The 21,559-nt window shown below is 46.1% G+C and carries 20 protein-coding genes and 1 tRNA gene; 7 read left to right on the top strand and 14 right to left on the bottom strand.

Annotated elements, in window-relative coordinates; genetic code table 11:
* Positions 1 to 127 precede the first annotated feature (127 nt).
* The 5 genes from Tanf_RS12520 to Tanf_RS12500 form a co-directional block, all read right to left on the bottom strand.
* Positions 128 to 1,042 (bottom strand): DUF4959 domain-containing protein, encoded by a 915-nt coding sequence (locus Tanf_RS12520; RefSeq protein ID WP_046826079.1) that lies wholly within the window; start codon positions 1,040 to 1,042, stop codon positions 128 to 130.
* A gap of 22 nt (positions 1,043 to 1,064) precedes the next feature.
* Entirely contained in the window at positions 1,065 to 2,954 is a 1,890-nt protein-coding gene (locus tag Tanf_RS12515; protein ID WP_014224393.1) for a RagB/SusD family nutrient uptake outer membrane protein, read from the bottom strand.
* 27 nt (positions 2,955 to 2,981) lie between these two features.
* Positions 2,982 to 6,428: a TonB-dependent receptor gene (locus tag Tanf_RS12510; protein WP_052449113.1), complete on the bottom strand. Its 3,447-nt coding sequence runs from the start codon at positions 6,426 to 6,428 to the stop codon at positions 2,982 to 2,984.
* Between the two features lie 132 nt (positions 6,429 to 6,560).
* Entirely contained in the window at positions 6,561 to 7,754 is a 1,194-nt protein-coding gene (locus tag Tanf_RS12505) for a FecR family protein (RefSeq protein WP_052449112.1), read from the bottom strand.
* 100 nt (positions 7,755 to 7,854) lie between these two features.
* Positions 7,855 to 8,391, bottom strand: coding sequence for an RNA polymerase sigma factor (locus Tanf_RS12500; RefSeq protein WP_014224390.1), 537 nt, complete (start codon positions 8,389 to 8,391; stop codon positions 7,855 to 7,857).
* Positions 8,392 to 8,667: 276 nt separating this feature from the next.
* Between Tanf_RS12500 and pyrH the strand changes: the two genes are divergently transcribed.
* From pyrH to Tanf_RS12470, 6 genes are all read left to right on the top strand, one after another.
* Positions 8,668 to 9,378: a UMP kinase gene (gene pyrH / locus Tanf_RS12495; protein WP_046826091.1), complete on the top strand. Its 711-nt coding sequence runs from the start codon at positions 8,668 to 8,670 to the stop codon at positions 9,376 to 9,378.
* A 184-nt stretch (positions 9,379 to 9,562) separates the two neighbouring features.
* The gene (gene mce, locus Tanf_RS12490; RefSeq protein WP_046826078.1) at positions 9,563 to 9,964 is read left to right on the top strand and encodes a methylmalonyl-CoA epimerase; all 402 of its coding nucleotides are present in this window, start codon (positions 9,563 to 9,565) and stop codon (positions 9,962 to 9,964) included.
* 36 nt (positions 9,965 to 10,000) lie between these two features.
* Positions 10,001 to 11,554 carry an acyl-CoA carboxylase subunit beta gene (locus Tanf_RS12485; protein ID WP_046826077.1) on the top strand — a complete coding sequence of 518 codons (1,554 nt, stop codon included), beginning with the start codon at positions 10,001 to 10,003 and terminating at the stop codon, positions 11,552 to 11,554.
* A 21-nt stretch (positions 11,555 to 11,575) separates the two neighbouring features.
* Positions 11,576 to 12,460, top strand: coding sequence for a lamin tail domain-containing protein (locus Tanf_RS12480; RefSeq protein WP_014224386.1), 885 nt, complete (start codon positions 11,576 to 11,578; stop codon positions 12,458 to 12,460).
* 46 nt (positions 12,461 to 12,506) lie between these two features.
* Positions 12,507 to 12,938, top strand: coding sequence for an acetyl-CoA carboxylase biotin carboxyl carrier protein (locus tag Tanf_RS12475; protein WP_046826076.1), 432 nt, complete (start codon positions 12,507 to 12,509; stop codon positions 12,936 to 12,938).
* Positions 12,939 to 12,946: 8 nt separating this feature from the next.
* The gene (locus Tanf_RS12470) at positions 12,947 to 14,110 is read left to right on the top strand and encodes a sodium ion-translocating decarboxylase subunit beta (protein WP_014224384.1); all 1,164 of its coding nucleotides are present in this window, start codon (positions 12,947 to 12,949) and stop codon (positions 14,108 to 14,110) included.
* 243 nt (positions 14,111 to 14,353) lie between these two features.
* Here Tanf_RS12470 and Tanf_RS12465 read toward each other — a convergent pair whose 3' ends face one another.
* From Tanf_RS12465 to Tanf_RS12425, 9 genes are all read right to left on the bottom strand, one after another.
* A complete protein-coding gene (locus Tanf_RS12465; RefSeq protein WP_041591112.1) occupies positions 14,354 to 14,848 on the bottom strand; it encodes an Lrp/AsnC family transcriptional regulator in 495 nt (164 codons plus the stop codon).
* A 179-nt stretch (positions 14,849 to 15,027) separates the two neighbouring features.
* A complete protein-coding gene (locus Tanf_RS12460) occupies positions 15,028 to 15,495 on the bottom strand; it encodes an ExbD/TolR family protein (protein ID WP_014224382.1) in 468 nt (155 codons plus the stop codon).
* A gap of 15 nt (positions 15,496 to 15,510) precedes the next feature.
* On the bottom strand, positions 15,511 to 16,104 hold the full coding sequence (locus Tanf_RS12455; RefSeq protein ID WP_046826075.1) for a biopolymer transporter ExbD: 594 nt from the start codon (positions 16,102 to 16,104) through the stop codon (positions 15,511 to 15,513).
* Positions 16,105 to 16,124: 20 nt separating this feature from the next.
* A complete protein-coding gene (locus Tanf_RS12450; protein WP_041590665.1) occupies positions 16,125 to 16,598 on the bottom strand; it encodes a hypothetical protein in 474 nt (157 codons plus the stop codon).
* Positions 16,599 to 16,607: 9 nt separating this feature from the next.
* On the bottom strand, positions 16,608 to 17,351 hold the full coding sequence (locus Tanf_RS12445; RefSeq protein WP_014224380.1) for a MotA/TolQ/ExbB proton channel family protein: 744 nt from the start codon (positions 17,349 to 17,351) through the stop codon (positions 16,608 to 16,610).
* A gap of 120 nt (positions 17,352 to 17,471) precedes the next feature.
* Positions 17,472 to 17,559: transfer RNA gene (locus tag Tanf_RS12440), tRNA-Ser, on the bottom strand.
* Between the two features lie 132 nt (positions 17,560 to 17,691).
* Positions 17,692 to 18,492 carry a TatD family hydrolase gene (locus Tanf_RS12435; RefSeq protein ID WP_041591111.1) on the bottom strand — a complete coding sequence of 267 codons (801 nt, stop codon included), beginning with the start codon at positions 18,490 to 18,492 and terminating at the stop codon, positions 17,692 to 17,694.
* A gap of 16 nt (positions 18,493 to 18,508) precedes the next feature.
* Complete coding sequence (locus Tanf_RS12430; RefSeq protein ID WP_014224378.1) at positions 18,509 to 19,492, bottom strand: polyprenyl synthetase family protein; 984 nt, start codon at positions 19,490 to 19,492, stop codon at positions 18,509 to 18,511.
* 90 nt (positions 19,493 to 19,582) lie between these two features.
* The gene (locus Tanf_RS12425) at positions 19,583 to 20,281 is read right to left on the bottom strand and encodes an energy transducer TonB (RefSeq protein ID WP_014224377.1); all 699 of its coding nucleotides are present in this window, start codon (positions 20,279 to 20,281) and stop codon (positions 19,583 to 19,585) included.
* 243 nt (positions 20,282 to 20,524) lie between these two features.
* Here Tanf_RS12425 and porQ point away from each other — a divergent pair, with 243 nt between their 5' ends.
* Positions 20,525 to 21,538 carry a type IX secretion system protein PorQ gene (porQ, locus tag Tanf_RS12420; RefSeq protein ID WP_041590664.1) on the top strand — a complete coding sequence of 338 codons (1,014 nt, stop codon included), beginning with the start codon at positions 20,525 to 20,527 and terminating at the stop codon, positions 21,536 to 21,538.
* Positions 21,539 to 21,559 lie beyond the last annotated feature (21 nt).

Here is a 21,559-nt window from a genome sequence, read left to right as displayed (position 1 = left end):
GGAAACTTATATCGCGTAAGCAAGAGTGACCGGCGCTTAAGCAAAGAGAGGCTTTGTACATAAGGAAAGCACCCTCTACAGGTAAGGGAAAGGCGAGGGTGCTTTCCGAGACAATAAGATAAGTGAATTATAATACCGTCGTTTCTCCCGTTTCCGGATCATATATTTCTATTTTATACCGGTAAAGTTTTATTTCCGCCACAGAAAACCATTGTTGACTTCCGTGAGGCTCGAGTACTTCAAACCAGACATACTGCATCGGAGAAGGGAGAAGATATCCCGGAGAGACGACTTCCGTACCGCTACCTTCCGGCATTCCTCTGAATTCGGCCACTTTGTGTGCCGAGAAATCGGACGGACGGAAAGTTGTTCCGTCGAAGGCAGCACTCACCCAAAGGTTCATACTCTTGGGGCGATTATTGTTGTTGGCATGCGTGCGATTTTTCAGAAAGAAACTCAACGTTTGGACCGGATCGGGCATCTTCATCACAATATAATGCGGAAAAGGCTTGGGATTGCTCCAACTGAAATGAAGAATCGTTTTGTAATCATTATCGACCAGACTGGCTACCTGCCCTTCCTGATCGTTTTGAGGATTGCTGGCCCAAATCTGCGTCGGGTCTACGGTCATCTGTTTTTTCGACGACGTAACGATTTTCATTACTTTAGGTAACGCGCGTGCCTCGGCCGTCACGGTACGTACTTCACCTTCACGTCCGCGTTCGGTTACGGGCACTAATTTGAATTCGATGGGGCCATAGCGTTTCAACAAGTTGTCGATCACGATATGATCGGCATACATACTGGCCAAACGACGGTGTTCTTTTCCAGTGCCGGGGTGTTGGTAGGTTACCCGAATATAGTGATAATTGGCTGCTTCGGGAATCTTCCAACTTATCTTAACGGCGCCTTCCTGCGATTCGACCGCTAATGAAGATGCATCGATATTAACAGGCAAAGGACCTGAATCCTCTTTCTGGCATCCGGTATACGCAAACAATATCAAAGCGCCTGCGCAAGCATATAAAAATATCTTTCTCATAGTCCGTATAAATTGTTAGATGTTAGTAACCGGGATTATTGACAAGTTTGGGATTTCGGTTGATATCCGCACTCGGGATAGGCAACAGATAGTTTTTCGGAGACTCAAACTTGCGTTCAAACGCGATTTCTTTGAGTTGCGCGAAGTCGTCGATATTGTTCGCCTCGATATTCAAACCCTGTGCTTTTTTGCCGAAAGCCTTTTCTGCCAGCAGCCAGCGACGCATATCCCAGAAGTTTTGATTCTCAAGATAAAACTCAATCTGACGTTCCTGACGTACAATTTGGCGGAGTTTGGCCTGATCAAGTACGGCGATGCCATTCCAGGCAGTCTCTACCGTAGGGATTCCGGCACGCACCCGTACACGATTCAGGTAGGTCTTGGCCGTCTCCAAATCGTCCGTTTCCACGCATGCCTCGGCATAAGCCAGATACAGATCGGCCAGACGAATCACCGGCCACGGATAGACTAAACGGGTGAACCCCGACTTTTTCATGATCATGTTCGGGTCCGTCCCTTTCTTATTCAGGTATCCGGCGGGCGAATAGTTATTGGTACGGTTCTTTCGCCCCTGATTCCCATTCTTAAAAAAACTCAGTATGACACGTCCTCGCTCCGTCATATACGCAGGAATGGGATAGGCGTTGTCATCGCCGTTCAGTATTTCAAAGTAACCGCCCTGAAAACCGACCCATGCATAGAAGCGCGGTTCACGATTCAGGTTGAAAGCGATCGTCTTTTCTCCCTCTTTTCCGTAAGCGGCGTGTGCGGCATCAATACTGACGACCGCAAGTTTATTTTCCGACTTAAATGCCGGATCTTCATCCCACGGAAGACCATTCTTCGTATAAAAGCGGTTGAGCATAGCCCAAGTGAGAGAAACGCCATTTGCTCCGTTATCGGCCGATGTTCTTGCCATGGATTTGAGTTGCAGATCATAATATCCTTCGCCCCGCGTATCGGCAAACAGGACTTCCGGATTGGCAGCTCCTTTCCAGTCGAGCGTCAATGTACGCATGCGCCGTACCACTCCGACTTCGGGAAATCGATTGGCCGAGTTATCGCCGTTACGATACGCATCATTCGCATACAGCGCATGTCCGCTGGTTTCGGCCAGATCGATGGCTTCTTTGATCGCTTCACGCGCCTTCACCCATTTCTGCGGATCATACGCAGCGGGCATGAGTAGCCTCCCTTGCCTGTCTTTGAAATCGGCATACATACTGTTTCCGTTGAAAAGCGGCGAAGCGGCATAAAGTCGCATTTTGGCTTTCACGGCTTTGGCCATCACGCTGGTTGCCAAACCGTATTGCGTCTTGATATCACGTTTGGGAGGAAGGTCTTTCGCAGCTTCGTCGAGCAGATCGCAAATCCAGTTCACACATTCGTCGAAAGGTTCCCGGCCCGGATAGTCAGCGGCAAGAATATCGGTCGAAGGAGTTTCTTTAATGAGCAAAATCGGCCCGTAAGCACGCGCAAGCAAAAAATGATAATATGCGATCAGGAATTTGGCCTGAGCTCGATAATCTTTCTTCTCATCGATGGTCGTATCGGGAAATTTGTCGATTCTTTCCATAAACATGTAACATTGCCGAAGCCCTTGAAAGAACGTGTTCCAATACGAAATTACGGGTGCCGATGCCGAATAGTTTCCCTTCGGGAAAGCAGCGAATGTTTCGTGCTCGAAAGCGGTGATCACCTCATCACCCGTAAGGAGGTCAAGTCCTCCCGGCGTATTGGCGGGGTTAGGCAGGTAGGCGTAACACGAGTACAGATAATCGATCCCGTTGTTGCGTCCGGCATACGTGTCGGTATCCGTAGTCCGTTCATCAGGTACGACATCCAAAAAGTTGCAGGAAGCAAAGCCTGCCACAATCAGTACTAAAACAAGTATTTTATATCCTATCTTCATGATCTTTATATATTAATCGAACAAACACTATTTATCGTTGAATTTAATTTGCAGTCCCAGATTATATGTGCGCTGCAAGGGGTAGCTCATGCCGCTTCCTCCTCCCAGTTCAGGGTCCCAAAGTTTAAATTTGGAGAGGGTGAACAGATTCGTTGCACTGGCATAGATACGTACGGATTTGTACGTGTAACCGATCTCCAGATTTTTCAGCTTCAAGAATGATGCGTCACGCAGCCAATACGTGGAATATTGTCGGTTATGATCGTTATAATGATGCGTCAGACGCGGATAGCGCGCATGGACGTTCTGATTGTCCTTACTCCAATAGTCGTCGGCTATCCATTGCAGTACATTCCGCCGTTCCTGTGTGCCGAAGGGATGAAAACCATTCATCATAAGCGACACATTCGACTGCCCCTGAAAGAAGAACGACAGATCCACATGGCGATACTTCATGGAAGGGCCAAAGCCGTAAATAATTTCGGGGATATGGGGATAGCCGATCTCAACCCGGTCGTCCGACGTAATCTGTCCGTCGTACTTTCCGTCGGCATCGGGCTGATCCACATATTTTATATCGCCCGGAGCAATCGTAATGTTTCCCAATGTAGACTTGGGATTGTTCTCAATATCAGCCTGATCAATATACAGTCCGTTGGCCACATATCCCATATAGGTATTCAACCGGCGACCGACTCTGCGAAGTGCGGGACGCAAGCCCGGCGCTTCATCATACTCGAGCACCTGATTGCGGGCAAAAGTAAAAGAACCTCGGAATTGCAGTGAAAAGTCTTTGTTAATCCGCTTGCCGTAATCTATCGCAGCATCGAATCCCCGGTTCTTCACTTTGGCATAATTCCCGAATATCTTTGTGTCGGCCGTACCGAACGAGTTCGGGATCGATTGTTTTTGCTGGAAGATATTACTGCGTATTTCGCTAAACATATCGATCGTGAGATTCAGCGCATCGAACAACTGCAGATCCACGCCCAAATTGAACTTCCGTCCTATTTCCCAAGTGATGTTATCGTTTTGAAGTCGCGAATAAGTGGGGCCTTTGTGCTCTATCGTCGAACCGTCGTATCCGGTCGTATACCCCGGCGTATTATTCAGCGTAACGATTCCCATGTAGATGAATCGTTCGCCGCCAATCTGGTCATTTCCTACCAAACCGTACGAAGAGCGTATTTTAAAATTCGACACGATCGGCTTGAGCGATTTCCAGAATTTTTCTTCACTGATATTCCATCCGGCAGCGACGGACGGAAAGAAACCGAAGCGGTGTCCCGCTGCAAAGTTTTCCGAGCCATTGTATCCTGCATTGACTTCAAACATATATCGGTGAGCATAATCATAGGTAACACGTCCGGCAAAACCTATCTTACGCTTGGGCAGCGACCCGATGAGATTATTGTTCCCGATCACATTGTTATTATATTCGCTCATGTTATAGAGCAGCATGGCAGAAACATTATGATCGTTGAACGACCGGTTATAATCCAAGTAGCTCTGGAAATAGTAGCTTCGGTCTCCGCTCACTCCTGATCCGGCATTCAAATTCGGCTTGGAAGGCGATCCGCTTTCCGAAACCTGCTTATAGACGGTCTTACCGTCCGGGCCGGTTGTCACTCCTTCAAGGAAATACTTATTGTATCCCTGATAACGGAAATTCGTCGTTCGACTCCAGTTCTTGAATGAGAAGAGCGCTTTAAAGCCAAGGCCTTTGGTGATAAAGTCCAGTTTTTGACTGTAATTGAGAATGGCTACAACCGTACTCTCGAACATGTCCTTATAACCCGCAGTGGCCACAATCATCGGATTCTCGATCGGCGTAGAACCGATACGCGTCCCTCCCCAATGATACCACGGATCAGTTCCTTGCGGATACATAATCGGAAAGTCCACCGGGTTATTCTGCATAATGGCATTGAAGATGTTGCCGATCCCTCCTCCTCCGTTACTGGCCGTAATGGGGCCATGCAGGCTGTTAAGCTGCACATTCAGGTTAAGCCCGATCTTAGACCGCTTGGACAGGTTGAAGTCGATATTGTTCTGAAAAGCATACTTCATATAGTTAATGTTATTGTCGAACGAGAAGAAATCCTTGCTGCGCCCTCTAAGCATACCGCTCTCGTGTACACCGTTCACATTCATGAAGTAGGTAATCTTACTCGTACCACCCCGCACATTAAAATTCGCTTTCTGATTAAACGTGGCGGAATTAAACAGTTCTTTATACCAATCAACATTCGGATACAAATAAGGATCGAGTCCCTTCAAAGTCCCCTCCATTTTCTCCCGTGAATACAAGAGTGCATCGGTACCCTGATTGGTGACAGCCTCGTTGAACATGCGCATAAACGTAATGGGATCGGTTACTTGAGGTACGTTGATCGGCGTGTTTACATACGACTCCATACGTACACCTATAATCGGTTTATCCAGATCGGCTCCGTTTTTCGTCTTAATGATAAGCACCCCGTTCGCTCCGCGTGTACCGTACATGGCAGAAGCCGTTGCATCCTTTAATACGGAAAATGCGTCGATCACTTCGGGGTCTAAGGCGTCTAAGTCTGCCTTCGAGACTTCTACCCCGTCAAGAATAATCAACGGGCTGTTCACACCGCTCATCGTCGAGATACCGCGTATAAAGAAATCGGCACCGTTACTCCCCGGCTCCCCGCTGCGCTGATAGGCGATTACTCCGGCCAGACGCCCGGCAAAAGCCGTCGACAGATTCGTGGCCGGAACTTTCAGATCACTCGGACGCAAGGTTTGTATCGAGCCTGTCATGGTCGCTTTCTTCTGTCCCGTATTAAAGGCCGACACCACGACCTCGCCTAATGCCTGCGCATCTTCCGAGAGCGGAATACTCAGAATCTTTTGATTCCCGATATGAACGTCTTTGGTAACATATCCGATAAAACTCACGACGAGAACATCGCCCGAGGTCGCTGTAAGTTCAAATTTTCCGTCCGCATCGGCCGTCGCTCCGCGCGGAGGATCGGAGTTCTTCACGAGGATCGAGGCACCGGCCAGCGGATCGCCGGTCTTCGCATCTACAACCGCTCCGATAATCACATTCCTCTGCCTGGGCCTCTCCTCCGTCGGCATACTCTTTTTCTCATAAACGACAATCTGTTTATCCAGTATCCTGTAAGCAAGCCCCGTACCGGAGAAGATGATATCCAAAACATCCGTTACGTTTTTTGCATGAACATCAATATCAATTTTCTTACTGATTTTGGTTTCACTATGATCCGAAAAAACAAAGATAAAATCGCTTTCCTTCTCTATTTTATTGCAGATATCTTTAAGGGTAATCGATTTCTGTTTGAAGGTAAATTGCTGCGAATAGCTGTTCATCGCCGAAAAAAACAGCACACAAAAGGTGAAGATTCTTATGCTTTTAATTTTTAAACTACATTTAAATTTATTGGGAGATGCTTTTTCCCCAATATATTGTTTATTCATATATTTGTACGATTTTAATTATTAATATTCCTGATAATTAATTTCACTTCGGCCGGGCGATATTTGCGGTATCTGCCCGGCTATCTTTTTTTATAAAGGTCATTTAAACTTTCTCATAGGCATCATCGGTTTTTAATTCGGTTCGTTCATGATATATATCCTGTTTCCTTGTTTCTCATATCCGGTCGACGACAACAAGGCTACGGTTGTCATTACATAGTCAAGGTTATCCGACAGATAAATCTTCCCCGTGCACGTCCGTTTCTGCAAGTTCACATCTGCTTTGTAATCGAACGCAAGGTTATAATACCGTCCGATCTGTTTCAACACCTCAGACACAGGAGTCCTGTCCAATGTCAAATACCCGTCTTTCCAGCTGATGATGCTATTTACATCTACTGCTTGTTTGTCAAACATTCCATTCTTCTTGTAGACTGCCTGTTCATTGGGCGATAAGAACCATTCGCTGTCAGTTCCCGATCGAAGGGCTACGCTTCCTTCTACTAACGTTACAGATTGGGGAGAATCGGAATAGTGTGAAATATTAAACTTGGTACCGTACACCTTTACATGAAAATCAGACGTATGCACATAAAATGATTTTGTTTTATCAGGAGCCACTTCGGCGTATATCTCTCCGGACATCAAGTTTATTTCACGATTTTGGGCCGAAAATTCTGCCGGAAACTCCAGCACCGTACCTGAGTTCAACCAAACTTTACTACCATCAGACAAAGTTAACTGTGTTCGCTTCCCGTATGGAACAACGAGTCGATTGATCGAGGCCTTGTCCATATCAATCATCTCTTCTCTTTCATTTTCTTGCATAACGGTAATATCCCCTTTATCACTGATATTTAATTTAATATTGTTTTGGAAGGATCGCGACTCTTTGCCCGAGATAAGTTGAATGTCCTCATGGTTCAACAAATTACCGACAATCCGCTCCGTACCAAATGGCATTACCGATCTTTCTTCCGGATGAATGAACCTGAACAATTGCAACCCTGCAATGGCCAATGCGATGGCGGCACATGAAGCTACTGCATATCGTATCATACGGCGTACTTTTATCGCTCTCGAGTTTCGTTCGATAGTGGATTGTATTCTCCGAAAAAGTTGCCTGCGATCTTCTTCGTTCAATCTGTTCTTATTAAGGCCTGTTGTCTTCAAATAATGGATGGCCTGCCGAATCTCTTCATCCAGATGCGGATGTTTCTCCATAAAATCCTGCCATCGAGCATTCAGCTCTTCATCCGGCAACAATTGCCACCGGATAAACTGTTCGTCTTTTAAAAAGTCCGTATAATGTGAATAACTTGGCATATGTAACAATGTATTTGAATCCTGTTTTCTTTATAAAGACGACAGAACTTATTTTTTATCCCCTTCTTTTGAAAAATATCAAAAATTTAATGCAAAAGTTTCAGAGAAGAAGAAAAAGCATAGACTTAAATCCATACGTATCGCGTAACTTCTGCATCGCTTTGGAAAGCAGCTTCCGGCAACCATGCACGCTGATATGCAACAATTCGGCAATCTGTTCATAGTCGTATTCCTGAATATAACGCAGATAAACGATCTCTCGCTGGCGTTCGGTCAGACTACGGAGCATCTCTGTTACAGAATGTTCTATTTGCTGCTGCTCTTCTCTGTCGATGAGCGGATCTTCAATGGTTATCTGTATATCGAAGGGCATCTCTTGTGATTCGATGATGGATAGCCCGACATATTCGCGTCGAGTCTTAAAGATGTCGTACAGTCTGTTTTTTAGGGCTCTGAAAAGGTATAATTTTATATTCGATACATCGTGAAGTTTTTTTTGGTCGGCAGCTAATTTGCAGAACACATCGTGAATGGCATCCATGATTGTCTCTTTATCGAAGCCCAAATAAAGGGCATACGTATACAGATGGTCTACATAGAGATTATAGAGAGAGGCGATGTCATTTATCTTTTTCATTTCATCCGTGACTTCCTATCAGAGACGCGAGTGCAAAAATAAATGAAAAAGTTTAAGTCGAACGTTTATTTTTATTTTTAAAGGGAGTCTGAAAGCCATTTCAGCGGTTAAATGATAAATCGTATAGGGATGCTCTAAACTTCAATCGGCTGACAATCAATGATTATGGATGATTCTTCGATGCTTTTTGGATTGAAGTCTCTGCTTTTTGATTAAACTGGCGTATATTCCAAAGATTTTATGTATGTTTGCCGCAATTCAAGACAAGAATCGATCATGATGAGATACAAACGGATTTTACTGAAATTAAGTGGCGAGTCGTTGATGGGTAACACAGGATACGGTATTGACGAGGTGCGCCTCACAGAATATGCAACCCAGATCAAAGAGGTTGCCGATATGGGGATTCAGATCGCGATCGTCATCGGCGGGGGGAACATTTTCCGCGGACTGAGCGGTACAACGAAGGGCTTCGATCGCGTCAAAGGCGATCAAATGGGGATGCTGGCCACAGTCATCAACAGTTTGGCACTAAGCTCGGCACTTCAGGGCGTGGGGATCAAGGCTTACGTCATGACCGCCATTCGCATGGAACCGATCGGCGAATATTACAGCAAGACACGGGCAGTCGAACGTCTCGAAGCCGGACAGGTCGTGATTATCGCCGGCGGCACGGGCAATCCGTTCTTCACTACCGACACGGCCTCCTCGCTGCGCAGCATCGAAGTGGAAGCCGACGTGATGCTCAAGGGTACACGCGTAGACGGAATCTATACGGCCGACCCGGAGAAAGACCCGTCGGCCGTCAAATTCGACGAAATTACGTTCGACGAAATTTATCGTCGCAACCTGAAGGTGATGGACCTGACGGCCACGACGATGTGCAAAGAAAACGGCCTTCCGCTCATCGTATTCGATATGGATACCGTCGGAAACCTGAAGAAAGTGATGCTCGGTGAACCGATCGGCACCCGTGTACACGACTGACGGCCGAGCTGAAAGGTCTTCTCAATCCTATATGCCGGATGATCGGCAGGAAGCAGTATGCTTTCCCTCCTCCTGACAAGATGTAAAAAAAATAGATCTTTCGTACCCCTTCCTTTCACCCCATTTCTCAATTTTATTTCATACCTTTGTGCGATAATTACGAACATATAAATAAAGATTTACTATGGAAATTTCGCACATTGAGCATCTTGGCATTGCCGTTAACAGCATTGAGGAACATCGTCCCTACTATGAACAGGTATTAGGACTTACATGCTACAGCATTGAAGAAGTGCCCGACCAAAAAGTGAAAACAGCGTTTTTCAAAGTCGGACAGACGAAAATCGAATTACTGGAGCCTACCAGCCCGGACAGTACCATCGCAAAATTTATTGAAAAGCGAGGTGAAGGGATTCATCACATCGCATTTGCCGTTCCCGACGTACAGCAGTCGCTTGATGAAGCTGCCTCGAAGGGCATACAGCTCATCGACAAAGCCCCACGTCCCGGTGCCGAAGGACTTCAGATTGCTTTCCTGCACCCCAAATCGACACGAGGCGTACTCACCGAGCTGTGCATGAAATAATTATGCTGCAAATATTAACTACTAACATCAAAAATAATGAGTAATCAACTTGAAAAGATAAAAGAACTGATTGCCCTGCGTGAGAAAGCACGCTTGGGCGGCGGTGAAAAAGCGATCGAGAAACAGCACGAAAGAGGGAAATATACAGCTCGTGAACGTATTAACATGCTGCTGGATGAAGGGAGCTTTGAAGAAATGGATATGTTTGTCGAACACCGCTGTGTGAACTTCGGACAAGATAAGAAGAAAATTCTCGGCGACGGGGTGGTGACCGGATGCGGTACGATCGGCGGACGGCTTGTCTACGTTTTTGCACAGGATTTCACCGTGTTCGGTGGCTCTCTGTCGGAAACGATGTCGCAAAAAATATGCAAAGTTATGGATATGGCCATGAAGATGGGAGCGCCCTGTATCGGAATCAATGACTCGGGAGGCGCCCGTATTCAAGAAGGTATCAACGCCTTGGCCGGCTATTCGGAAATCTTCCAGCGTAATATTCTCGCATCGGGTGTGATCCCGCAAATTTCGGGAATCTTCGGACCGTGTGCCGGCGGAGCGGTTTACTCGCCGGCATTGACCGACTTCACCCTGATGACCGAAGGCACATCGTACATGTTCCTCACCGGGCCGAAAGTGGTGAAAACCGTAACAGGGGAGGATGTGACCCAGGAAAATCTGGGTGGAGCAAGCGTTCACTCTACGAAATCGGGGGTTACCCACTTTACGGCAGCTACCGAAGAAGAAGGACTTGCCATGATTCGCCAGTTGCTCAGCTATATCCCGCAGAACAATCTGGAAGAAGCTCCCTATACGGAATGCAATGACCCGATTGACCGTCTCGACGACAACCTGAACGAGATCATCCCCGACAGCGCCAACCAGGCCTACGATATGTACGAAGTGATCCGGACCATCGTTGATAATAACGAATTCTTTGAAATACAGCCCAGCTACGCCAAAAATATCATCATTGGCTTTGCTCGATTCAACGGCCAGTCCGTCGGCATCGTAGCCAACCAGCCCAAATTTCTGGCAGGAGTACTGGATTGCAACGCATCACGCAAAGGCGCACGCTTCGTACGTTTCTGCGATGCTTTTAACATCCCGATCGTCACACTCGTCGACGTACCCGGCTTCCTTCCCGGAACAGGGCAGGAATACAATGCGGTCATCCTGCACGGAGCCAAGCTGCTTTACGCATACGGTGAAGCAACCGTACCCAAAGTTACCGTTACGTTGCGCAAATCGTATGGCGGATCGCATATTGTGATGAGCTGTAAACAGCTGCGCGGTGACATGAACTACGCATGGCCGACAGCCGAAATCGCCGTCATGGGCGGATCGGGTGCAGCCGAAGTACTGTATGCCAAAGAACTGAAAGAAGCGGCTGATCCCGCGACCTTGATGACCGAAAAAGTAGAGGAATACAATAAACTCTTCGCCAACCCGTATAACGCAGCGAAATACGGCTATATCGACGATGTGATCGAACCGCGTAACACCCGTTTCCGCATCATTCGCGCATTGCAGCAACTTCATACGAAAAAGCTGACGAACCCGGCAAAGAAACACGGAAATATTCCTTTGTAATTTATTATCAGAATTTGAAAAATGAAGAAAACAGGAATATTTTTAGCCATACTGATGCTGATCGGCGGTTTCTATGCCAACGGGCAGTCAACCTCATCCATACGCCTGAACGAAGTGCTTGTCATCAATGTCGATAATTTCGTCGACGAATACGGTTCACGAAGCGGATGGATTGAATTGTACAACAACTCGCCCGGAACAGTCGACATCAGAGGATGTTACATCTCGAACGATCCGAGCGATCCCAAAAAATACATGATCCCGAAAGGAGACGTGAAAACCAAAATCCCTCCCCGTCAGCATGTGTTATTCTGGGCTGATAACAGACCGTTTCACGGAACGTTTCATTTGAACTTTGTACTCGATCCCCAAAAAGAGAACCGTCTCTTTTTCTTCGACTCGGATGGAAAGACCCTGATTGATCAGGTTACCATTCCTACCGGTCAGCAGCCCGACGTCAGTTACGGTCTGACCCTCGACGGAGTGGGCACTTGGGAAGCACTTTCGAAAGTCACTCCCGACACGAATAACAAAACGCTCGATTCGAACGAAAAAATCGAAAACTTTCAGCGTAACGACTCGTTCGGAGTCGGCATGACACTCACGGCTATGACCGTCGTATTCCTCGGCTTGCTCTTGCTCTACCTCATATTCAAACAGGTGGGACGCAGTGCGATTAAGATGAGTCGCCGCAGAGCGGAGAAAGTCAGCGGGGGACGTTCGGTAACCCACAACACCAACGAACCCGGAGCCGTATTTGCCGCCATAGCAACGGCACTCTACGAGGTGGCTGAAGATGCGCATGACTTTGAGAATACGGTACTGACGATTCACAGGGTCACACGAAATTATTCGCCATGGAGTTCTAAAATCTACGGATTACGCAGTTTGCCGGATAAAAAGTGAACGAGAAAAAAGGTCTTATTTTATACAATTACTAACAATTAAATCAATGAAACAATTTAAATATACAATCAACGGCAACCTCTATAACGTGACGGTAAACCGCGTAGAAGATGACATCGCAGAAGTGGAAGTGAATGGTACGCCGTACAAGGTAATGATGGACAAACCGGCGAAAAAGACGGTAGCCGCCGTTAAACGCCCGGCACAAGCCCCCACGACATCAACCGGCGCACCGGTCGTAGCGCGTCCGTCAAGCGGCGGAGGAAAAGGGGCTATTAAATCACCGCTACCGGGAGTAATCCTGAGCATCGACTGCAAGGCGGGTGATACCGTTAAGAAAGGTCAGAAATTGCTCGTTCTCGAAGCGATGAAGATGGAAAATACCATTCAGGCCGACCGCGACGGAGAAGTTGCCGAAATTAAAGTAAACAAAGGCGATTCTGTACTGGAAGGTACCGATTTGATCATTCTTAAATAAGAAAAGTCATGCAGGAAAGCTTCTTATCATTTTTGGGAGAGAACATGCAGACGTTTCTCTCCTATACAGGATTCGCCAATGCAACCGGGGGACACCTGATCATGATTCTGGTTGGACTCCTGTTTATCTTCTTGGCAATCAGATATGAGTTCGAACCCATGCTGTTGATTCCGATCGGATTCGGTATCCTGATCGGAAACATTCCGTTCAAAGATGCGGGATTGCAGGTGGGCATTTACGAAGAAGGATCCGTACTCAACATCTTGTATCAGGGCGTGGTGAAAGGATGGTATCCCCCGCTTATCTTTTTAGGTATTGGCGCGATGACGGACTTCTCGGCATTGATCTCGAATCCAAAGCTGATGTTGATCGGAGCAGCTGCTCAATTCGGTATTTTCGGCGCCTATATCATTGCATTGCAAATGGGATTCGAACCGAGTCAGGCAGGAGCTATCGGCATCATCGGCGGCGCAGACGGCCCCACGGCCATCTTCCTCTCATCCAAGTTAGCCCCTAACCTGATGGGAGCCATCGCGGTGTCAGCCTATTCGTATATGGCACTCGTACCCATCATTCAACCTCCTTTTATGCGTATATTAACAACGAAAAAGGAGCGGCTGATCCGGATGAAACCTCCGCGGGCCGTATCACAGACCGAAAAGATTATCTTCCCGATCATCGGCCTCTTGCTCACGTGCTTTCTCGTTCCTTCGGGCTTACCGCTCTTGGGAATGCTCTTCTTTGGCAATTTGCTAAAAGAAAGCGGAGTAACTCGTCGTTTGGCAGAGACCGCCCGCGGGCCGCTAATCGATACGATTACGATTCTGTTGGGAGTGACAGTCGGCGCCTCTACACAAGCGACCCAATTCCTTACTTTGGACTCGATTAAGATTTTTATGCTGGGAGCCTTATCATTCGTGATTGCTACGTGTGCAGGAATCCTGTTCGTGAAGTTCTTCAATATTTTCCTGAAAGAGGGTAACAAGATTAACCCCTTGATCGGAAACTCCGGGGTATCGGCCGTACCGGACTCGGCGCGTATCTCGCAAACCGTCGGGTTGGAGTATGATCCGAGCAACTACTTGCTGATGCACGCCATGGGTCCGAATGTGGCAGGCGTTATCGGTTCGGCTGTTGCAGCCGGTATCCTGCTGGGATTCCTCGGCGGATAATCGATTGCTTGTTTCCTCATCCTAAAAAAGACCGTAGCCGATTCTGCTCGACCACGGTCTTTTATTTGAATGACAACTGCTTTTCGACATACAATGCACCACCGTTTAAATTGTTATCAACAGCGATTAGCTAAAAACAGGCTGTCCCGGAAATAATCATTTAGCCAACATGCCTCATTGATAAGAAAAAAGCCGTATTTTGGGGGACCTCGTTAATCGCTACAACATGCCCAGCCAAGCTTTTCACTTTACCTTTTTTTCTTTACTGTTTTCTCTGTTAAAATCGATCGGCAAATGCCTGCGAAACCCTTCTTTAAGTGAAATCAACGTCTCCGTACGAGCTAGTCCGAGCGGTTGGAGTCTGTCATGAATAACCTTAAGCAGATGTTCGTTATCTCGCGCATAGATTTTAATAAAAAGATCGTACTTACCTGTCGTATAATAGCACTCGACAACTTCCGGAATATCCTTTAACGCCTCAACGATCGAAGTGAATTGTCCCGGTTCCTGAAGAAAAAGCCCCATATAAGCACATGTTTTATACCCGACCATACGATAGTCAAGCATAAATTCGGAGCCTCTAATCACTCCTGTATGGATCAATTTCTGCACCCGTTGATGAATTGCAGCTCCGGAAACATTACATACCCGCGCAACCTCAAGAAACGGTTTACGTGCATCTCCTATGATAAGTTTAAGGATTTTTTCATCTAATTTGTCTAATTCGTATGATGCCATCGTTTTTTCAATATTAGAGTTTTGCATGATGCTTTAGTACAGTGCGAATCTTTTTATCGATTTAATTTTATCTCCCCATTTTTTAGTCATTCGTTTGAGAAGAAATAGGCAAAGGGCTGAAATTCTCCTTTTACAGAAGATGTTCAACCCTTTGTCGAATCACTCTCAAATATTCATGATCAATCGACTTTCTTGCGTGCCGAATAACTGATCTTGAGTGCGTATGCCTCACGAAGAGCCTGCTTCAGGTCTGTAACAAGTCCCATCTTCGTGTCATAGTCGGCTTTAATAGAAACGGTCATGAAAGGTTGATCTTCTTCCTTCATACTCGATTTCTCCTGACCAATATAACTTCCTACCTCAGAAACTTCCGCAAATGCATCGTTCAACTGAAGGCGACTTTCCGAACCCATCTTAGCCTGATATTCCGGCATCGGCTTTCCGACATAGATAAATGTCACCAACGATTTTTTCTCCAGCTTCTGAAGCTCAGTAGCCTGTGGCGCACGAAACTGAACTTTCAACGTCACCTCACGCATTGTCGTTACCATCATGATGAAAAACAGAAAGGCGAATACCAAGTCGGGCAATGACGCCGTGTTCAATTCGGGCATCTCACGTCCTCCCGATTTATTAAACTTTCCCATTATATTCCTCCTTTTTTAATTTGTTTTTTTCTCACCGTAATTCTTCGGCTCTGCCTCCGATATCTTCTGCGGATAGATGGTCTGAACAGCCTTTTGCTGCTCCGGATTCAATTCCGCAAACGTTTTATTCCACTTCTGTTTGGATATTTCGTCACGCAATTCATTGTAGGCCGCAGCCAATTCGTTCTGCACATTGATATAAGCCTGATACTGCGTACCGCGGTCATTCTTTAATGAAATAATGTGCGATTTCGTCACCATCATTTTGCCAAAGAACGGCACATCAATTTCTTCTTTTTCCGGCAAGTTTGGATCATTATTCACATTCGCGATAAACTCCTTCGCTTTTGCCCGAATCTGTTTCACATCCATGTATTCGTCTCCGCATAATACTTGATTCGTGGAACTGATCAGCACGACAAGCATATTCCTCTTTTTGATATCAATTTCTTGATCCTGTTCCTGTTTTTCAGGAGGACGGGGAAGCCTTCGCGCTAATCCCATATCGGTATCCATCGAGGTCGTCAAAAGGAAGAAGAGCAACAACATGAAAGCGATGTCGGCAGAAGAAGATCCATTAATTCCCGGAACTTTTCTTTTTTTACCCATTTTCTTTCTTGTTATGCGTTTTACTTGCTGAATACTTTTTTAACAGAGCCTCCTATGATGGCTAAAACGGACAATCCCAACAGAATGTAAATGGAATAGATCCACATGTCCGATATTTTCAGCCAACTCGCTACATTATATTGAGCTGAATCTGCATTGATGCCGGGCAGTGGAGTTACATCTCCGATTGCATAAGTAATTCCCAACATCGCCAGAAAAGCGATCAGTACCGCTAAAGAACTGACAGCTGCTTTAGGTTTTGACTTGAGCGTTGTAAGAAATTGTGCCAAACCGAACAACAATAAAAGCGCAACGGCAATGCCAAATACGACATAGCACCAATATAATAACAAGGAAGTATTGATCGGTTCGGTTTTCTCAGCAGCAGAATCAACGACTCCACCAAAGTAGAACATCGCAAAGACGATTACACTGACAATCATGACGCCCAGCAATGTCCAACTTGACATCTTTCTTATTTTAGTTACTGCCATAGCCTGATCTTATTTTTTGTATTTTACATTGTATTTGATAACCATGTCGAGCAACGTTATCGAAGCGTCTTCCATTTTATTGAGAATCCCTTCCAACTTGCTGAGCAGATAGTTATAAAACACCTGGAGGATAAGGGCTACGATCAATCCCCCCACCGTCGTGATTAAGGCCACTTTCATACCACCGGCAACAACCGTCGGGCTGATATCCCCTACGCGCTCGATTTTGTCGAACGCCATAATCATACCGATCACCGTTCCCAAGAATCCCAAAGAAGGAGCCATCGCAATAAACAAGGTAATCCACGACAAGTTCTTCTCCAACAAACCGCTTTGCACACCGCCATACGACACGATCGACTTCTCTACCACATCAATCCCCTGATCCATTCTCATCAGGCCTTGATAAGCAATCGAAGCAATCGGACCTCTGGTATCGCGTGCAATCGCTTTGGCGCCTTCAACATCTCCACGGTCAAGAGCAGCTTCAATATCGTTCAACATGCCGTTCGGATTCACGTCAGCCAGGTTCAGGTAAATGATGCGTTCCAGAACAAATGCCAAACCCAAGATCAAAGCGATCGCTACCAGACTCATGAAGCCGGCATCACCTTCGATAAACTTGGTTTTTAACGCTTGATGCATGCTCCCTTCCACAGGAGCCACAGCTTCTGCAGCTTCTTGAGCGAATGCTACTGTAGAGATTCCCAAGGCGCAAACGCCTAAGACTGCTTTTGTAAACAACTTTTTCATAGTGATGCTAATTTAAAATTAATAATTCTCTTTTTTTGTTATTTTTAATTTGTTTGTTAATAAATTCTATTATTTTATAAGCGTTATACTTTTCTTCTGGCGAATTTCCCATTGGGCCTGCGGAGAAAGCGGGATTCGAACCCGCGATACGCTTTTGGCGTATACACGCTTTCCAGGCGTGCCTCTTCAACCACTCGAGCATCTCTCCAGAATCGTATGCCTTTCAAAAACGAGTGCAAAGTACGAAAAAAATATGATATGCAAACTTTTTTGTCGGCAGGAGCAGTGATCTAAAAGACGAAAGTATTCCGAAAACAATTCAGAAAAGGCTGTACTTGTGTTATTTGCCATTCAAACCGGGAATGCCGATCGGAATGTTAAACAATTCTAACGCATTCTTTTCCGTATGAACCGAAAGCTCTTCAAGATCGATTCCGAATATCTCGGCGGTCTTGCAAGCCGTCTCCCATAAATAAGCCACTTCATTCCGTTTTCCGCGGTAAGGGACCGGTGCCAAATAAGGAGCATCAGTTTCGAGCAATAACATTTCGAGAGGCGCCGTCCGAATAATTTCGGGCAAAACGGAGTTCTTAAATGTAAGCACCCCGTTGATTCCGATCTTAAAACCTTTCAGACGTTTAATCTCTTCCAAATCTTCGCATGTCCCCGAGAAACAATGAAACACCCCTTTCAAGCAATCACTTCCCACCTTATATATACTGTCAAAAACTTCTTCATACGCCTCACGAGTATGAATACTGACCGGAAGTCCCAAGTCGATGCTCCATCTCAACTGCTCTTCAAAGGCTTGTTTTTGCTCCTTCAGAAACGAACGATCCCAATACAAGTCGATCCCGATTTCCCCAATACCACAGTAATCACGTCGTGTCAAAGCCTTCTCAACCGACATTAACTGCGACACATAACGAGCATCTATACTTGTCGGGTGCAACCCCATCATGGGATAAGCAAAATCCGGATATTCATCACAAACACGAAACAAAGCAGGAATACTTTGTGCATCGATATTCGGAAGCAGAGCAGCAAAAACGCCAGCCTCTTTTGCCCGTTCGATCATCTCTTTACGGTCTTCGTTAAACTCTTCTCCGTAAATATGAGTATGGGTATCGATCCATTTCATCATGCTATCCGGAAACTTATTTTTCGCGGTTCATTAATTTACGGCATACACGATGTAACTCGGACAATCGCTCCTGAGGGATTTTCAGAAGCGCTAATTCATCCATCGCAAGATTATAATAATGCTTCATCTGCTCTTGTGTCAGCTCCCTTATGTTTAATTGATCATAAATAGAAGTAATCGCCTTAATTTTTTCGTCGGCCGTATAGCATGCCGCTTTATCCGGATGCTGATAATAGACAATCTGTTCTTTTTGTTCGGGCGAGGCGCTTGCCAAAGTATGAATCAATAGAAATGTCTTCTTGTTGCACAAAATATCTCCGCCGATATTCTTTCCGAAAGTTTCCGGACTGCCATACACATCGAGCAGATCATCCTGTAACTGAAAGGCCAACCCGATATAGATGCCGAAGCGATAGAGAATATCCGCTTCATGCTCGGAAGCGCCGCCGATAAGCGCCCCTGTTTTCAGGCTGCAAGCCAGCAGTACAGCCGTTTTTAAACGAATCATTTCAAGATACTCCGCTTCTGTCACGTCCGGCCTCGATTCAAACTCCATATCATACTGTTGCCCTTCACATATCTCCAAGGCTGTCCGGGTAAACAAATCCAGTATTTTTTTTAGCAGTTCGGATGATGTCTCCCCGATAAGACGATACGCCGTGATGAGCATGGCATCTCCCGAGAGCACCGCCGTATTCCGGTTCCACTTGACATGCACCGTCGGTTGCCCCCGACGCTTTCGAGCTTCATCCATCAGATCGTCGTGCAGCAACGTAAAATTATGAAACACTTCTATTCCGAGAGCGGGTTTGATTGCCTGCTCTACTTCAGAGCTGTAAAGATTACACGCCATCAAGGTGAAAGCAGGACGAATGCGCTTACCTCCCAACGAAAGCGTATAAACAATCGGATCAAAAAGGCTCTGTGGTGGGTCATCAAACCGCAGCTCTCGAACGGCATGTTCAATGATCGGCAGCGTATCTTCAAATGATAGCATATTTTAGACATGAAAAAAAAGGCCGCTTTTTCAGAGGGCGACCTTTTTTGTGAAATGAAAAAAGAATTTTACTGCTTGTATATGTGCTTCTTACTGATTTAAACGGAAATTAATCGGAACTGTAAATTTTACACGCACCGGCTTTCCACGTTGTTTACCCGGCTTCCACTTGGGCATGGTGTTGATTACGCGGAGCGCCTCCTTATCTAGAGAAGGGTCAATACCGCGAATAACCTCCGCGTCCACGATTGATCCGTCTTTATTCACCACAAAGGAACAAGTAACACGTCCCTGAATACCATTCTCCTGCGCAACCACCGGATATTTAATCGATTTGGCAATAAAACTCATCAACGCCGCTTGCCCTCCGGGGAATTCGGGCATCTCCTCTACCACCATAAAGATCTGCTGAGAAGATTCTTCCTCTTCTTCCACCTTTACCACAGGCGGAACATACGTCTGCGTTTGCGCCTCTGCCTGATTGTCTTCTGACGACAACAGATCGGTATTTTCCACTTCGACATCGTCTTCCACCACATTCAACACCTCGGCAACTTGCTCCACAGGGGGCGGAGGCGGAGGGGGCGGAGGCGTTTCTTCTTGCCTTGTAATATCAATTTCTTCTTCTGCGATGATATCGGCTATACCTTCGTCTTTCTGAATGGTTTTTTCCTGTGTACCCCATTCAAAACCGACAAACAGCACAGCTAAACCAACGACTATCCCCATCAGGATGCTTAATCCTTTGCCTCCTTCAAGGTCTGCTTTACGCGATTTCTTGATTTCCATAGCTATCTTCTTTAAGTAATGATTACTCTTAATTTGATTCTCGTGGAGGCAAAGATAGACAAAAAAATTACAGATTGCATGTGAAAGCGGAAAAAAAACTTGCTTTTTTGCTTTTTTTTTGATTCCCGGAAAAAAAGTTAGCCTTCAAATACCTTTTTTTGTTTTTATCCGTTATGATTATCGTGGTATGAAAAGATTACCATAGTGGTAAAATTGTGTACTTTTGCACACGCTTTTGAAAGAATGAGAAAAAGAAATATACGATTAATCGGAGGGCTACTGTGCCTCTTACCCTGGTTTCTGACGGCGCAGGAAGGTGGCGAAGTGTTTACGTTTTTACGTTTTCCGACCTCGGCACGAGCCAATGCTTTGGGAGGGCATACCGTATCACTGATCGAAGCTGACCCGTCGCTTGCTTTTCACAGTCCGGCCCTGTTAGGTGGAGAGATGGACGGCATGGTGAACCTGAATTACATGAGTTATATTGGCGATATTCATGTAGGCAGTGCGATCTATACCAAAGCCCACCGCGAGCGAGGTGCTTGGGGAATCGGAGGGTCCTTCATCAGCTATGGCAACTTTAAAGAAGTCGATGCGTCACGGATGATCAAAGGAGAATTCTCGGCTAAAGACATGAGTGTACAGGCTTTTTATTCGTACGATCTTTCGGATAAATGGAGGGGGGGGCTCTCGATGAAGATGTTATACTCTCATCTGGCTGAATATTCGTCGTTCGGGATCGGGGTTGATGCCGGGCTGAGCTATTACGACGAAGAAAAGGGTCTCTCTTTCGGGGTGGCCTTGAAAAATATCGGGGCACAACTGAAAGCATACGATTCGGAACGCAGGCAGTTGCCTTGGGACATTCAGATGGGAATTTCCAAAAGAATGGCGCATGCTCCGATCCGTGTATCCGTAACGGCCATGCATCTGAAGCAATGGAAGTTCAAATATGTAGACGAGACGCTGGCGGAAAAGAATCTCGAGGATAGTTTTGTTCAAACACTGGCCAAACATCTCGTGTTCGGCGTAGATTTTCTGCCCTCCGACAATTTTTGGGTCGGACTGGGATATAATCCGAAGGCCAACATGGACATGAAGCTGAAAGAGGGGGGAAACAGATTGGGCGGTTTTTCGATCGGCGCCGGCTTGCATGTATCCCGATTCGATATCGGTGCATCGGTGGCACGTTATCATCCGTCGGCACTTTCGCTAATGGTGAGTTTGTCGATGTCACTCTCTGAAATGAACCCTTAATATATAATGTATAGTCATCAC

The organism is Tannerella forsythia (genome assembly GCF_001006485.1).
Classification (GTDB): Bacteria; Bacteroidota; Bacteroidia; order Bacteroidales; family Tannerellaceae; genus Tannerella; species Tannerella forsythia.
This window is presented reverse-complemented; position numbering and strand designations above follow the sequence as displayed.